The following is a 15150-nucleotide window of genomic DNA, read 5'->3' as shown; positions in this document are numbered from 1 at the left end:
CGAAAGGGAACCACCATGGCAAGGAACAGGATCGACAGACGTACCCTGCTGCGGGGCCTCGCCGGCTCCACCGTGGCGGTCAGCGCGGCCAGCCTCGCCGGCGCGCTGCCGGCCGGAGCCGACCAGGGGGGCCAGGGCAAGCTGATCCCGCAGGGGCACCTGGGCATCCAGCTCTACAGCGTCCGCGACAAGATCTCCCAGGTCGGCTTCGCCGCGGTCTTCGAGGAGCTGTCCCGCATCGGCTACCGGGAGGTGGAGTTCGCCGGCTACACCCAGGGCTCGGTGGGCGCCATCACCCCGGAGCAGATCCGCCAGCTGCTCGACGACAACGGGCTGAAGGCGGCCGGCAGCCACCGCGGGCTGCGAGACTTCCGCACCAACCTGGCGTGGGAGCTGGACGTCGCCGAGATCCTCGGCATGCCGGCGATCGGCACCGCGGAGGCGCCCACCGGAAACCGGACCATCGCCGGCTACCAGGCGGCCGCCGCCGAGTTCAACGCGTGGGGCGAGGCCGCCGCGGCCCGCGGCCTCAAGCTCTACCAACACAACCACACCATCGAGTTCAGCTTCGCGACGGACCGGCCCGACGTGCGGCTGTACGACCTCTTCCTGGAGCTGACCGACCCCCGGTACGTGTTCCTGGAGATGGACATCCTTTGGGCGTACGGCGGGGCGCGGAAGTACCCGGGCTTCCGCCCGGTCGACTACGTCAACGCCCACCCGCACCGCTTCCCGCTGTTCCACGTCAAGGACGGCGTGCCGCTGCCCAACCCGCAGCAGGGCAACTCCTACCTCGACGTGGAGTTCGGCGCCGGGGTCATCCCGTTCGCCGAGTTCTTCGGCGAGCTCAAGGGCCGGGGCCGCTTCGAGTTCCTCTGGGAGCAGGACTCCGCGCCGGGTGCCCAGCCGAACCCGCCGGGCTCGCTGGGCGCCGCCGAGCGTAGCTACCAGCGCCTGGTCGAACTGCGGGGTGCCCGATGAGCTCCTGGCGGCTGGTCGAGGACGACCCGGCACCCAACGCCGGGCCGACGAGCGAGGCCGGGCCGCCGAGCGAGGCCACCGGTCCGCTGGGCGGCCGGACCGAGCGCCCGCGTACCGGTGCCCGGCGGATGCTGGTGGTCGCGGCGACCGTGCTGCTCACCCTGATCGGCGCCGGCGGGCTGGCCGTCGCCGGCACCGGGATGTTCGCCGAGAAGCCGGACGGTTGCAGCAAGCCGGACCGCAGCATCCAGCTGTACGCGGTGGAGCTGCCCAAGGACGGCACCCAGATCCGCCTGGGCTACGGCCTCACTCCGCAGACGGCCTCCTACCCGGGCCCGCTCATGGAGATGATGGAGGGGGAGTGCCTTGCCATCACCCTGCACAACCAGGTGTCCGCCGAGACGCTGGCGGCGCTGCGCACCGACCCGGCCCACCCGCTCGGCGTCTCGCTGCACGTGCACGGGGTCAAGTACACCCAGCAGTCCGACGGCACGGTGCAGAGCGGGTCGTACGTCCCGCCGGGCGAATCGCGGACCTACACCTGGTACGCCCAGCCGCGCAACAACCGGACCGGGGCGCAGGGCACGGCCGGCTACTGGTGGTACCACGACCACGTGGTGGGCGGCCCGCACGGCACCCAGGGCCTCTCATCCGGTCTCTTCGGTGGCGTGGTCGTCCGGCGTCCCGGCGACCCGAAGCCGGACCGGACCTACACGGTGGTCTTCGGTGACCGGCAGAGCATCAACCTGCGCCGCGGTGCCGCCACGGACACCTGCACCGAGGTGAACCCGCAGCCGGGCCCGAGCTGCCTGGTCGCCCGCAAGGGCGAGCGGGTGGAGTTCGTCGTGGTCGGCATCGGCAACGACATGCACACCTTCCACCTGCACGGACACTCCTGGGCGGACACCCGCACCGGGGTGATCAGCAACAACGGGCAGCCGTTCGTCGACTCCATACCGATCATCGACAACAAGACGCTCGGCCCCGGTGACTCCTTCGGCGTGCAGGTGGTGGCCGGCGACTCGGTCGGACCGGGGCACTGGATGCTGCACTGCCACATGCAGTTCCACTCGGACGCCGGCATGTCGACCATGCTGCACGTCCTCGACGAGAACGGGAACATGCCGCCGGGCATGGACCACCAGCACGGCGCCAGCACCGCCGGCACTGCGGGCACCGCGGCCGCCGCCGCGGCGCCCGCCGCCGGCGGCCAGCACCAGCACAACTGACGGGTCCGTGGCTGCTGGCCTCCGTCGAGGGGGCCAGCAGCCACCGGACCGGCACCACCACCCGCGACACCGCCGCACCGGCCGCCCGACCCGGGTGGCGCCGGCGGTCGCGCGGCCAATGCTCCGGTGAGCGCCTCACCTCACCGGCAGATGGACGACCCGGAAGAACCTGTCCCTCAATCCAGGAGGAGTCGAGATGGCCGACAGACGCCATTTCCGGTTCTCCCGATGGGTCGGACGCCTCCGCGCCGACTCGACGGGATCCACCACACCCACACCGCTCACCACAGCTGTACCGCGTCGCACCCAGGGGCGCCGAATCGGTGCCCTGGCGTCGAGCGCCGCCCTGGCGCTCGGTGTGCTGGCCCTGCCCGCCCAGGCCGCCACCCCCGCGGCGGCCGCCGCCGAGGCCGCCGCCGCGGTCAAGGTGCTGGTCTTCCACGGCCCGGTGGACAAGCAGGACGACCCGGTCGCCCGGGCCACCGCCACCATCCGAGAGCTGGGCGAGCAGCAGGGCTTCACCGTCGACGACTCCGCCGACCCGGCGGTGTTCACCTTCGGCAACCTGGCCCGTTACCGCGCGGTGGTGTTCCTCTCCGCCAACGGCGTCACCCTCAACGAGGCACAGGAGGCCGCCTTCCAGGCGTACGTGAAGGGCGGCGGCGGTTTCGTCGGCGTCCACGACGCCGCGCGGGCCCAGCCGGAGTCCTCCTGGTTCACCGGCCTGATCGGCGCCCGCCCGGCGACTAGCCTGCCCAACGCCGAGAAGCCCGTCTCGGCCACCGCGAGCGCGGAGAACCCGCCGAACGAGACCGCGGCGAAGGCCATCGACGGGTCGACCGGCACCAAGTGGCTGACGTTCAACCCGACCGGGTGGCTGGCGGCGAAGCTGGCGAAGCCGGTGGCGGTGAGCCGCTACGCGCTCACCTCGGCCAACGACTTCCCCGGCCGGGACCCGAAGAACTGGACCCTGCAGGGTTCGAACGACGGCACCACCTGGACCGACCTGGACAGCCGCAGCAACGAGACCTTCCCGCAGCGGTTCCAGACCAAGCAGTACAGCTTCACCAACACCACGGCGTACCAGCACTACCGGCTGAACGTCACCGCGAACAGCGGGGAGCCGCTGGTGCAGCTGGCGGAGCTGTGGCTGATCGGGCCGGACGCCGGGCCCGCCCCGGACAGCACCGTGCAGAAGGCCACCGTCGACCTGACGGACCGGCAGCACCCGGCCAACAAGGGCCTGCCGCTGACCTGGACCCGCTCCGACCAGTGGATCAACTGGGACCCCAGCCCGATCGGCAAGGTCCACACCATCGCGCAGGTCGAGGAGGGCACGTACAACCCGGGCCTGAGCGGCAACGGCGCCTTCCACCCGATCTCCTGGTGCCAGGACTACGAGGGCGGCCGGTCGTTCTACACCGGCATGGGCCGGACCGAGGCGAGCTGGACCAGCGACAAGCAGTTCCAGGGCCACCTGGCCGGGGCCATCCGGTGGTCGGCGGGCCTGGTCCGCGGCGACTGCCAGGCCACCATCGCCTCGAACTACCAGATCGAGCGGCTCACCACCACGAACCAGTCGGGCCAGCTCGACCAGATCGGTGAGCCGCACGGCCTCACCATCGCCCCCGACGGCAAGGTCTTCTACATCGGCAAGGCCGCCTGCCCGAGCGGGCCGATCGTGAGCTGGGACGACCCCAAGGTCGGCCTGGGCTGCGGCACCATCCACCAGTGGGACCCGAAGACCAAGCAGGTCAAGCTGCTCACCACGCTCGCCGTGATGGGCAACCGGGGCAGCGGCAGCGAGCTGGTGAAGAACGAGGAGGGCCTGGTCGGCATCACCCTCGACCCGAAGTTCGCGGAGAACGGCTGGGTCTATGTCTACTGGATGCCGCACGAGTCCATCGACCGGGACAAGCGGATCGGCAAGCGGACCGTCTCGCGGTTCACCTACAACGCGGCGACGCAGACGATCGACCAGAGCACCCGCAAGGACCTGCTCAGCTGGGACACCCAGATCCACAGCTGCTGCCACGCCGGTGGCGGGATGACGTTCGACGAGAGCGGCAACCTCTACATCGGCTCCGGTGACAGCAACTCCTCCGGCGGGTCGAGCGGCTACTCGGGCAACAACTGGACCCAGGACTACAAGGGCACCTCGTTCCAGGACGCCCGCCGTACCTCGGGCAACACCAACGACCTCAACGGCAAGATCCTCCGCATCCACCCGGAGGCGAACGGCACCTACACCATCCCGGCCGGGAACCTGTTCACCGGCCAGGAGGAGGGCGGCGGCAAGACCCGCCCGGAGATCTACGTGATGGGCGTGCGCAACATCGCCCGGATCGCCTGGGACCCGGTCAACCACTGGCTGACCGCGGCCTGGGTGGGCCCGGACGCCGGCGCCCCGAGCCCGGACCTCGGTCCGGCGAAGTACGAGACCGCAACGATCATCACCTCGGCGGGCAACCAGGGCTGGCCCTACTGCATGGGTAACCGGCAGCCCTACCGGGACCGCAGCAACACCGACGCCAACGTGCTGACCGGCTGGTACGACTGCGACAACCTGAAGAACGAGTCGCCGCGCAACACCGGCCTGGTCAACATCCCGCCAGCCCGGGACAACATGATCTGGTACTCGCCGCAGGGCGGTGGCCCGGTCTTCCCGAAGCGGACCGACGGCAGCGGGCTGCCCTCGTACGTCGTGGGCGAGGAGACCTTCACCCAGCCGTACCTCAAGGGCGGCGGCCAGGCCATCATGGACGGCCCGACCTACCACCGGGCGAAGGTCGACACCAACAGCGGCGTCGCCTGGCCGGCGTACTGGGACAACAAGTGGTTCATCGGTGACGAGTCCAACGCCAACAACCGGATCGCCGTCACCGTCGACCCGGCCAAGGTCGCCAGCGCCGGACCGTCGGCGTTCGCCGAGGACCTGCGCCAGATCATCCGCTCCGGCAGCGGCGGCACCCAGCTCCAGTCCTGGATGGACGCCAAGTTCGGCCCGGACGGCGCGCTGTACATGCTGGACTACGCCGGTGGCTTCTTCAGCCTGCACTCGAACCAGAAGCTGATCCGGATCACGTACAAGGGTGGCGAGGCGACGCCGCGGCCGAGCGACGCCACCTGGCAGGCGGTCACGCCGAGCCAGCCGAAGAGCATCGCCTTCTCGTCGGCCCGGGCCGGTGGCGTGGCGTGGGAGTGGAACTTCGGTGACGGCAGCGCGCCGTCGCGCGAGGCCAACCCGACCCACACCTACGCGGACTACGGCACCTACGAGGCCACCCTCAAGGTGACGTACGCCGACGGCCAGGTGTCCACCGCGAAGATCACCGTCACCACGGGCTGTGCCGCGCCGGACACCCGTAAGACGGTGCAGCTGCTGGACACCGACACCGGCGTGACCAACCACGCGGTCGGCGGCGGCTGCACGATCAACGACCTGATCGACGACGAGCGGAACTGGACCAACCACGGCCAGTTCGTGAGCCACGTCGCCGACGTGGTCAACGACCTGCGGGCCGGCGGTGTCGTGGACAACCGGGAGGCGCAGAAGCTGCAGACCGCCGCATCCCAGTCGAAGATCGGCAAGGTCGCGGGGTACCGCTCGCTCTTCGACGGCACCGCGGCGTCGCTCGCCGACTGGCGGCAGGCGCCCGGCGGGTCGTTCATCCTGCAGCGCGACGGGACCATCCGCAGCTCGGGTGGGCTCGGCATGCTCTGGTACGCCAAGGACGAGTTCGCCGACTTCTCGCTGCGGCTGAAGTTCCGGGACGTCTCCGCCGGCACCACGTACGCCAACAGTGGGGTCTTCACCCGGTTCCCGGACCCGCGGATCCCGCTGGACCAGCGGCCGGCCGGCAGCTGCGGCACGGTCGGCTCGGCCCGGAGCTCGCAGGCCTGGGTGGCGATCTACTGCGGTCACGAGATCCAGATCTACGACGGGCCGACCGGCGAGCCGCAGAAGACCGGGTCGATCTACAACTTCGACCCGCAGGGGCTCGACCAGGCGGGGGCGACCCCGAAGGGCCAGTGGAACGACTACGAGGTTCGGGTGGTCGGCCAGCACTACACGATCATCCGAAACGGCGTGGTGATCAACGAGTTCGACAACACGCCCGGCAAGGCGTCCTCCCGTGCGGGTGACCCGCCGACCGACCTGCGGCAGTTCCTCAGCGGGTTCGTCGGGTTGCAGAACCACGGTACGAACGACCTGATCGAGTTCCGCGACGTGCGGGTCCGCTCGCTGTAATCCGTTCGGCGCCGGGCACGGGATCCTCCCGTGCCCGGCGCCCTCGCCGCTCACGCAGGAAGGCCACTCCCCGGAAACGGGAGGTGGCCTTGCTGCACCAGGACGAGGCACGCACAAACAGCGTCCTGGTCCGACGGCTGGTCGCCGGAGGATGTCACCTGTCCGTAGACGCGCCCCTGGTGGATAAATTCAGATCCAGGTCCAAGGACGAAGGGTTCTCCATAGGCGCCCCCGCCACCGCGCACGCCGAGGATGGAGGAAGAGCTCAATGTCCTCCAGGGCGGTGATGGCGGTACCGCCGACATAAGGGGCCGACCGAACACGGCGAAGGGCGGCAACTACTCGAGCTTCCTCCAGTTGGCCGTAAACCCTCGCCAGGTGGCCCAAACACGTGGCGGCGAGGGCCTTCACCTGGCAATCCTCGTGATCGAGTAGCCCAAGATAGAGTTCCTGCAGCTCCTTCCAGTCCCCGTCGCCGTACAGCGCGGCACCGACCATCGCATCCAGGGCGCTGGAGAGCTCGCCGCGATCAAGCGCCGCGAGCACATCGGCCGGCGTCGCCGGCGGCGGGTTGTGGAAAACATGATGCGCATGGCCCATGGGCCACATCCTCGCTCACCTGCGCCCAGTGGCCACCGGTCAGCTCGCCGCCGGGCTGGTGTTCTCTGATCTTGGAGACGGCACCTCGCACGATGGCTCGGCGCATGAGGAAGACTGGCGGGCATGGCTGACTTGGGCGATGCGAAGGCTGCGCTGCACCACTACCTCCAGACGACTCGCGAAGACCTGATCTGGAAGCTCGACGGGCTGAGCGAACGCGAAGCCAGACTGCCCCGCACCGCGACCGGCAACAACCTGCTGGGAGTCCTCAAGCATTGCCTCAACGTCGAAGCCGGCTACTTCGGGCCTACCTTCGGGCGCGAATTCCCGACGCCTGAGGAACTGGTCCCCATGCAGGCGTTCGAGGAGGACCCGCAGGCAGACTGGTACGCGCGGGAGGAGGAGACGAAGGAAGGGCTGATCGACCTGTATCGCCGTGTCGGAGTGTTCGCGGATCAGACGATCGAACAGCTACCGCTCGACGCGCCGGGGCGGGTGCCGTGGTGGCGGCCAGGTGCACAGGCCGTGACGCTGCAAAGGATCATCATTCACGTGACCTGCGACCTTGCTCGTCACGCCGGTCACGCCGACATCATGCGCGAGCAGCACGACACGGCGATCGGCCTGCGGCGGGAGAACACCAACATCCCGCACGACTATGACTGGCCGGCGTACGTCACCAAGCTGACGAAGCTGGCTGACCGCTTCGGATAGCCGCCGGGTCCCGTCGGCACAGTCGGTGAGTTCAGCGGCGACCTCGCCGCCGATTGCATACTCAGCTCTCGGTGACTGGCAGGGCTCTCAGCGCGTGACGGCAGCGAGCCGCTGCACGCTGTCCGCATGCGGCTGGTGGTGTCCGAAGCCTGGGAGCGGTTCATCGCAGCACGGTGCTGCGCCTGGCCGCGGTTGGCGTCGGGTCACCACGCGGCGATGAGGGGCGGGTCCGGTTCGTGCTGCCGCCAGGCTTCGGTGAGACGGGCGAGGCGGGTGGGGGCGGCGATGCCGCGCACGGTTGCGATCTTGCCGGTGGTGACGTCGAACGCCACGGCGCCGATGACCTGGTCGCCGAGCACGAAGAGGATGGCGGGGGCGCCGTTGACGAGCGCGTAGTGGATGGCGGGCGTGCCGCCGGCAAATCGCCGTTTCGCGGGTGTGGGTTTGAAGCCGGCCCGTACGACGGCGGCGATGCGCTGCGGAGTGTCGTACCGCAACAGCGTCTTGGCCAGGCCGGCGCCGTCGGAGATCGCGGTCGCGTCGTCGGTGAGCAGCGCCACCAGCCGTTCGGTGCGGCCCGAGGAGGCAGCGGCGAGGAATTCCTCGACGATCCTGCGGGCGGATGCCGGGTCGACTTCGCCGCCGCGGCGGCGCGCGGCGGTGATGCGGTGTCGGGCCCGGTGGAGGTGCTGCTGGCTTGCGGACTCCGTGATGTCGAGGATCTCGGCGATCTCGGCGTGGCTGTAGGAGAACGCTTCGCGCAGGACGTAGACGGCCCGCTCGAGGGGTGACAGGCGCTCCATGAGTGTCAGCACGGCCAGGGAGACCGATTCGCGCTGCTCGAAAGTGTCGGCCGGGCCGAGCATCGGGTCGCCGTCGAGGAGCGGTTCGGGCAGCCAGGCGCCGACGGTGCGTTCGCGGCGGGCTTGTGCCGAGCGGAGCCGGTCGAGGCACAGGTTGGTGACGACCTTGGTCAGCCATGCTTCCGGCACCTTGATCCGCTGCCGGTCGACGGCCTGCCAGTGCAGGAACGCATCCTGCACGGCGTCTTCGGCGTCGGCGGCGGAGCCCAGCAGCCGGTACGCCAGCGAGGCCAGCCGATTCCGGCTGGCCTCGAACCGGCTGGTGTCGAAGCGATCAGTGGCGGTGCCGTCCACGCGGATCACCCTAGGCGGCTACGCCGACCGCCTTCTTGGCGGACGCATTCGGCGCGGCGGCCAGGCGGCGCTTGCGCTTGGGCATGCCGAAGGTCGGGTGCGATGTGGCCCACAGCGAGACCTTGAGGATGGCCGCCTTGATCCGCGCGGCCTTCCGGCCGCCCACGTACTTCGGCTTTGCTCGCGCTTCGTCGTCGACCAGCTGCAGGATCCCGTCCCGCCGCCCGAGGCTGATGTGGTTGCCCGGGTAGACCAGCTTGGTGTTCGCGATCTTGCGGCCGGTCAGGCGTCCCATGATCGCCTCGATGGCCTGCTGGCCGGTGAAGCCGGCCGAAGCACAGGACATCGGCAGCGGCCGGCCGTTGTCGCCGATGGCATAGGCGCTGTCGCCGGCGGCGTAGACGTTCGGGTGCGAGACCGACCGCATGGTGCGATCGACGACGATCCGACCGTTCTCGGTGACCTCCAGCCCGCTGGCGGCGGCGATGGGGTTGACCGCGAACCCGGCCGTCCACACGGTTGCATCGGACGCCAGGGTGGTGCCATCGGCGCACAGCACCCGCGTCGCTTCGACGGCTTCGATGCTGGTGTGCTCCAGGACGGTGATGCCCAGCCGGGCGCAGGCCTGGCGCAGGTGGCTGCGGGCTCCGGCGGAGAGCCGGGCGCCCAGCTCGCCGCGGGCGACCAACGCCACCGACAGGCCGGGCCGGGCTTCGGCGATCTCGGTGGCGGTCTCGATGCCGGTCAACCCGTCGCCGACGACCAGCACACGCCCGCCTTCGCTCCGCCTGCCCAGGCTGTCCAGGCGCTCGCGCAGGCGCAGCGCCGAGGGCCGGGCGGCGATGTCGAAGGCATGCTCGACAACGCCGGGGACGCCGCGGTCGTCGCCGTGGCTGCCGAGCGCGTAGAGAAGCGTGTCGTAGCCAAGCTCGCCGTCGCCGTCGGGGCCGGCCACGGCGACGACCTGGCGCTCGGGGTCGACGGCGGTGACACGGGCCAAGCGCAGCCGTATCCCCGTGCCCGCGAAGACGTCGGCGAGTTTCGGAGCCTTGATCTCGTGGCCGGCCGCGAGCTCGTGCAGCCGCAGCCGCTGGACGAAGTCCGGCTCGGCGTTGACCACGATGATCTCGGTGTCCGCCGGGGACAGCCGGCGGGCCAGGTTCCCGGCCACGTGGGCCCCGGCATAGCCGGCGCCGAGGACGACGATGCGGTGCTTCATGTGCTGCTCCTGTCGGTTCGCTTGCCTCCGTGAGTTGAGCGGAACGGCGCCCCGATTGCTGACAGGAACTGCACGTGGCATGGGTCACAGAGCGGCAGGTGCGCCGCCCAACGATGCTCGCGACGCCGAGGCGCGCCCGGGTGCCGGGTACGGGGCGCGAGCCCGCCGTACCCGGCACCGTGTCGGATGCCGTTATCCGGGCAGCACGGCGCTGCCCTTGCGGAAGTTCTTGCCGGTGCCGTCAGCGCGGTAGTTCTGCTCCACGTTGCCGGCCGCGTCCACCGAGAACCAGTGGATCTTCGTCCCGGCGGGCAGGGTCAGGGTCTCGCCGCCCTCCCGGATCCCCGCCGAGGCGTACAGCGTGGACGAGTAGGTCGGTGCGCTGCCGTCGAGGGTGTAGAAGACCGCCGCCGGCTCGCTCACCGTGAACGTCACGTCCACCATGCCGGGCGTCGCGCTGGGCTTCACCGACAGGCCGCTCTCCGGCCGCTGGTGGTCGGTGTCGAAGTCCCGGGCCACCCGCATCAGCTCGACGAGGCCGTTGGAGAACTCCATCGTCTCCTGGTGCGCCTCGTCCCACTCCGGTTGGAACGAGGTGCCGACCTCGAAGTTCCAGGCATAGATGCCGTACTTGTACCAGAGCATGTCGCCGGAGTTGCCGGCCGCCGAGTACAGCACGTCGGAGATCGGGCCGGTCCGCGCCGGCGTCACCGCCATGTTGCGCTGCCGCTTGATCGCGGTGAGGATCCGGGCCGACGCGCCCCAGAAGAACGACTCCTCGGCGAGGGTCGGCCGGGGTGCCGAGATCCGGCCCGGGGTGGCGTACGCCCCCGGCGACCACATGAAGTAGTTGCCCGAGGAGTGCAGGTTCATCGAGAACTTGATGTTGGGGCGCTGCGCCAGCCAGTCGAGGTTCTTGTCCTCCGGCTCGGACAGCTCGCTGGGGCCGGCGTAGGTGCCGCTGGTGCAGCTGCTGGACGCGCCCGAGTAACCGTCGAAGAGGCTGTACTCGGTGTAGTTGCGGTTGTTGTCCACGCCCCACGAGTTCCGGCCGTTGGCGTCGGCCGCGTCGGTCAGCGCGCAGTGGTTGGTCATGTTCTTCCGCTGCGAGTTGAAGTCGTAGAACGAGTAGTGGCCGCCGTCCGGGTTGATCGACGGGGCGATCCAGATGTCCAGGTTGTTGAGCAGCTGCTTGGTCCGGCCGTCGTGGCCGTAGTTGCGCAGCAGCCGCTCGGCGGTCTCGACGGCGACCAGCGGCGGCACCCACTCGCGGGCGTGCTCCTGGGCGTACGCGAGGACACCCATCTTGGACCCGTCGCGCTGCTCGCCGATCCGGATCGCGTACACCGGGTGGGGGTCCCGGGACACGCTGGCCGGCGCCTTCAGATTGTCGGTGAGCGCCGTCTTGGCGGCGGCCGCGACCACACCGGCACCGGCGTCGCCGCGGTAGGTGTACGACCGGACCAGCGACCCGGCGTTGGCGTTCAGTGCCGCGGCGACCTGGGCCGCGGTGCTGGTCAGCGCGCCGCTGGCGTTGGTCGCCAGGCTGACCCGGATGTCCTTGCCGGTCACGCTCACCGACAGCGGTCGGCTGGCGGCGCCCGGGTTGACCAGCTCGACCGAGATGCCGTTGCCGCCCTCGTGTCCCCAGGCGAGCGAGTCGATCGCCACCCGGTTGGCGTTCGTGGTGCCGAGCACCGCCTGCGCCTTGCGGCGGTAGCCGTTCGTCTTGTACGGCAGCTCCACGACCTCGGCGAGGTCGGGGAACTCGGCGGCGAGCTGGTGGATCCGGTCGTAGAGGTCGGTCGGCGTCAGGTAGCTGGTGACGAAGTCCTTCTGGTAGCCCGCGCCCTCCGGGTCGTCGGCCGGGATGGGCAGCCATTCCTTGACCTGGGCGACGGCCACCCCACCGGTCGGGCTGGTGATCTGAATCCGGTCCGGCCGGGTCGTCACCGTCGACGCGCCCCGGTGGTACAGGTAGACGCCGGCGTCCACGAAGCGGGAGATGCTCTGGCTGCCGCCGGAGCCGAGCTCGGTGCCCGGGCCGCTGTCCCGGACGACCGTGAGGGTGCTGGTCGAGGTCTGGCCCTGGGCCCACTTCGCCTCGACGGACAGGATCTGGCTGGTCCCCGAGGTGTAGTAGTCGGCGCGGATGATCTTAACATCCGAGGTCCCGGCGGTCTCCAGGGCCGCGGTGAACGCCCGGTTCTCGGCGACGTGCGCGGCGATGGTCTCCGCGCGCTCCGCGACCCGGTCCGCCGAGTCGCTGGGCCGGAGGAGGGTCTCGCCGAGCCGGTAGCCCCGGGCCCGGAGGGCCGCGGCCTCGGTGGGCGTGACCACCGCGTGGGCGACGATCCCCTGTTCGGTCTGTTCGACGTGGTGGTCGAGGTCGACGCCGGTGGCGACGAGTTCGTCCAACTCGTCGCGGTCGGCGAGCAGGACCTCCACCACGCTGGCCGCCTCGTCGGGCAGCCGGTTCAGTTCGGTGCTCGCGCCGGCGTCCTCGGTTTTCGGCGTGACGGCCGAGGCCGGACTGACCAGGAGCACGGCCGAGACGGCCGCGATCGCGACGACCGGTGCGCGCCAGCGGCGGTCACCGGAGTTAGGCATTCGCATCGTTGCCCTTTCTGTCGTACGGAACTGCGGGCGTCGACGGTCGGTGGAATCGGGGTCCAGCTGCTGCGGAGGTTCGGCGCGACCGACGGATGAGGGCCGGTGAAAATCGCTTACCGGAGCCGTCGCTAATTGACGGCGAGAGGTGCCCCGGGGTGGCGATCGGCCGGCGGGTTGGCCAAAATCCTGAACTCACGCCACGCGCGCTGTCAATGACGGTACGTCACGAAACGATGAATGCCGGTGATTGTGCTTCCGCCCTGCGACAGGCGTAGGAGTCGACGGCACGCATCTTCCACAGGTGTCCGATGACCTGCAGATGTGTCGATCCGTAGGTTCGGTGCGACGTCGTGGCGGTGACCGGTGCCCGCCGAACGGAGGGTTACCGGAGCCGCTGGTCGACGGCCGGTGTGCGGGAGAGGAGCAGGTGGATGCGAAGAGGAAGACGCGCCTGGCGGGCGTCGGTGGTGGCCCTGGCGGTCGTGGCCGCCGGCCTGCCGGCAACCGGGGCGCTGGCCCAGCCGGGTGCCGACGAGCGCGCCGAGTTGATGATTTCCAACGGTGTCACGCAGCCGGTGTTCGGTTATGCCGACGCGGTTCGGGAACGCATTTTCGTCACGTCCGACGTCGACACGGACGGCGACGGCAAGCTCGATGTCGTGGCCATGGACATCATGCGCCCGAAGGCCAGCCAGAACGGGCTCAAGGTGCCGGTCGTGATGGACGCCAGCCCCTACTATTCGACGGTCTGCCGAGGCAACGAAAGCGAGTGCAAGGCCGACGTCGACGGGGACGGGCTGAACGACAAATGGCCCCTCTTCTACGACAACTACTTCGTCCCGCGCGGCTACGCGATGATCCTGCTCGACATGATCGGCACCAACAACTCGACCGGCTGCCCGGTCACCGGTGGCCAGGCCGACAACATCAGCGCGCCGACCGCGATCGACTGGCTCAACGGGCGCCGGCCCGGCTACGACGCCGCCGGCCGGCAGGTCGTCGCCGACTGGCACAACGGCCGGACCGGCATGATCGGCAAGTCGTACGACGGCACCCTGGCCAACGCCGCCGCGGCGAGCGGGGTGGACGGGCTGACCACGATCGTGCCGATCTCCGCCATCTCCAGCTGGTACGACTACTCGCGTAGCAACGGCCTGGTCACCCGGGCCAACAACTACTCGGGCAGCCTCGCCAACACGGTCACCAACCCCGCCCGCCGGGCGTACTGCGCGCCGGTGCGCACCGCTCTCGGGCAGGGCGGCGACGACACCACCGGGGACTACAACGACTTCTGGGCGGAACGCGACTACGTGCCGCACGCCGACCGGGTCAAGGCCAGCGTCTTCGTCGTGCACGGGATCAACGACGACAACGTCCGGCCGGACCACTTCAGCAAGTGGTGGGAGGCGCTGGGCGCGCAGGGCGTGCCGCGCAAGCTCTGGATGACCGGCACCGGCCACGTCGACCCGTTCGACTTCCGGCGGGCCCAGTGGGTCGACACCCTGCACCGCTGGTTCGACTACTGGCTGCAGGGCATCGACAACGGGATCATGAAGGAGCCGGCCGTCGACATCGAGCGGCTGCCGGACGTGTGGGAGACCGCCGCCACCTGGCCGCTGCCGAACACCCAGCCGACCCAGGTGTTCCTGCAGGCGCCGGCCGCCGGCAACGCCGGCGGGCTGTCCGTCAAGTCCGGTCCCGGCAACCGCTCGGCGACCTTCCAGGACACCCCGACGATGAGCCAGACCAACGCGATCCGGCACCCGTCGGATCCGACGGCGAACACCGAGAACCGGCTGGTGTTCCTCTCCGCGCCGCTGAAGGCGCCGTTGCACATCTCGGGCACCCCGATCGTCAAGATCAACGCCACCGTCGACGGCGAGGACACCAGCTTCGCCGGGCTGCTCGTCGACTACGGCACCCGCCAGCGCTTCAGCACCGCCGGTGACGGCGTCCGGACGCTGACGGAGGAGGACTGCTGGGGAGAGCCGGCGACCTGGGGCGGCTTCGCCGAGGACGCCTGCTACAAGAAGGTGGAAAAGAACGTCGCCACCAACCCGCAGGAGCTGGTGACCAAGGGCATCATCGACGGCCTCAACCTCGACTCGCCGTCGGTGTCGACGCCCCTGGCACCCGGCACGAAGACCGAGGTCGACGTGAAGCTGCTGCCCGAGGACTACGTCTTCGACGCCGGGCACCAGATCGGGGTGGTCCTGCTCGGGTCGTACTCCGGGTACAGCAGCCGGGCCAAGCAGAACCGGGCCCACATCACCGTCCACTTCGACCGGAGCCGGATCACGCTGCCGGTGGTCGGTGGCCGGACGGCCGCGGAGGCCGCCGGTCTGTAGGGATCACGGGGCGGGGCGCCGGGCATCCGGCGCCCCG

Annotated in this window: 9 protein-coding genes; 5 read left to right on the top strand and 4 right to left on the bottom strand. The window is 70.0% G+C overall.

Annotated features, from left to right (window positions below):
- Positions 1-15: 15 nt before the first annotated feature.
- The 3 genes from ACY34I_RS01235 to ACY34I_RS01225 all read left to right on the top strand — a co-directional run bounded on the left by ACY34I_RS01235 (position 16) and on the right by ACY34I_RS01225 (position 6462).
- A complete protein-coding gene (locus ACY34I_RS01235; RefSeq protein ID WP_462751596.1) occupies positions 16-981 on the top strand; it encodes a sugar phosphate isomerase/epimerase family protein in 966 nt (321 codons plus the stop codon).
- A complete protein-coding gene (locus ACY34I_RS01230; RefSeq protein WP_462751594.1) occupies positions 978-2210 on the top strand; it encodes a multicopper oxidase domain-containing protein in 1233 nt (410 codons plus the stop codon). The genes ACY34I_RS01235 and ACY34I_RS01230 overlap by 4 nt, the downstream gene beginning before the upstream one ends.
- 196 nt (positions 2211-2406) lie before the next feature.
- Positions 2407-6462 (top strand): ThuA domain-containing protein, encoded by a 4056-nt coding sequence (locus ACY34I_RS01225; protein WP_462751592.1) that lies wholly within the window; start codon positions 2407-2409, stop codon positions 6460-6462.
- A gap of 189 nt (positions 6463-6651) precedes the next feature.
- Here the strand turns inward: ACY34I_RS01225 and ACY34I_RS01220 are convergent, their stop codons facing one another.
- Entirely contained in the window at positions 6652-7062 is a 411-nt protein-coding gene (locus ACY34I_RS01220; RefSeq protein WP_462751590.1) for a hypothetical protein, read from the bottom strand.
- 123 nt (positions 7063-7185) lie between these two features.
- Between ACY34I_RS01220 and ACY34I_RS01215 the strand changes: the two genes are divergently transcribed.
- Entirely contained in the window at positions 7186-7776 is a 591-nt protein-coding gene (locus ACY34I_RS01215; protein WP_462751588.1) for a DinB family protein, read from the top strand.
- Between the two features lie 203 nt (positions 7777-7979).
- Here ACY34I_RS01215 and ACY34I_RS01210 read toward each other — a convergent pair whose 3' ends face one another.
- The 3 genes from ACY34I_RS01210 to ACY34I_RS01200 all read right to left on the bottom strand — a co-directional run bounded on the left by ACY34I_RS01210 (position 7980) and on the right by ACY34I_RS01200 (position 12762).
- Entirely contained in the window at positions 7980-8933 is a 954-nt protein-coding gene (locus ACY34I_RS01210) for a sigma-70 family RNA polymerase sigma factor (RefSeq protein ID WP_462751586.1), read from the bottom strand.
- A gap of 10 nt (positions 8934-8943) precedes the next feature.
- Positions 8944-10152, bottom strand: a complete 1209-nt coding sequence (locus tag ACY34I_RS01205) for an NAD(P)/FAD-dependent oxidoreductase (RefSeq protein WP_462751584.1) — start codon at positions 10150-10152, stop codon at positions 8944-8946.
- Positions 10153-10344: 192 nt separating this feature from the next.
- Positions 10345-12762 carry a M14 family metallopeptidase gene (locus tag ACY34I_RS01200; protein WP_462751582.1) on the bottom strand — a complete coding sequence of 806 codons (2418 nt, stop codon included), beginning with the start codon at positions 12760-12762 and terminating at the stop codon, positions 10345-10347.
- Between the two features lie 434 nt (positions 12763-13196).
- Here ACY34I_RS01200 and ACY34I_RS01195 point away from each other — a divergent pair, with 434 nt between their 5' ends.
- Entirely contained in the window at positions 13197-15113 is a 1917-nt protein-coding gene (locus tag ACY34I_RS01195) for a Xaa-Pro dipeptidyl-peptidase (protein ID WP_462751581.1), read from the top strand.
- The last annotated feature ends 37 nt before the right edge of the window (positions 15114-15150 follow it).

This window comes from Micromonospora sp. RTBAU3-60 (assembly GCF_054963695.1).
This window is presented reverse-complemented; position numbering and strand designations above follow the sequence as displayed.

What these genes read in the sequence shown, in the direction of transcription:
- ACY34I_RS01195 (WP_462751581.1), top strand. Translation starts at nt 13,197, where the DNA reads ATGCGAAGAGGAAGACGCGCCTGGCGGGCGTCGGTGGTGGCCCTGGCG.
- ACY34I_RS01200 (WP_462751582.1), bottom strand. Translation starts at nt 12,762, where the DNA reads ATGCCTAACTCCGGTGACCGCCGCTGGCGCGCACCGGTCGTCGCGATC.
- ACY34I_RS01225 (WP_462751592.1), top strand. Translation starts at nt 2,407, where the DNA reads ATGGCCGACAGACGCCATTTCCGGTTCTCCCGATGGGTCGGACGCCTC.
- ACY34I_RS01205 (WP_462751584.1), bottom strand. Translation starts at nt 10,152, where the DNA reads ATGAAGCACCGCATCGTCGTCCTCGGCGCCGGCTATGCCGGGGCCCAC.
- ACY34I_RS01220 (WP_462751590.1), bottom strand. Translation starts at nt 7,062, where the DNA reads ATGGGCCATGCGCATCATGTTTTCCACAACCCGCCGCCGGCGACGCCG.
- ACY34I_RS01230 (WP_462751594.1), top strand. Translation starts at nt 978, where the DNA reads ATGAGCTCCTGGCGGCTGGTCGAGGACGACCCGGCACCCAACGCCGGG.
- ACY34I_RS01215 (WP_462751588.1), top strand. Translation starts at nt 7,186, where the DNA reads ATGGCTGACTTGGGCGATGCGAAGGCTGCGCTGCACCACTACCTCCAG.
- ACY34I_RS01235 (WP_462751596.1), top strand. Translation starts at nt 16, where the DNA reads ATGGCAAGGAACAGGATCGACAGACGTACCCTGCTGCGGGGCCTCGCC.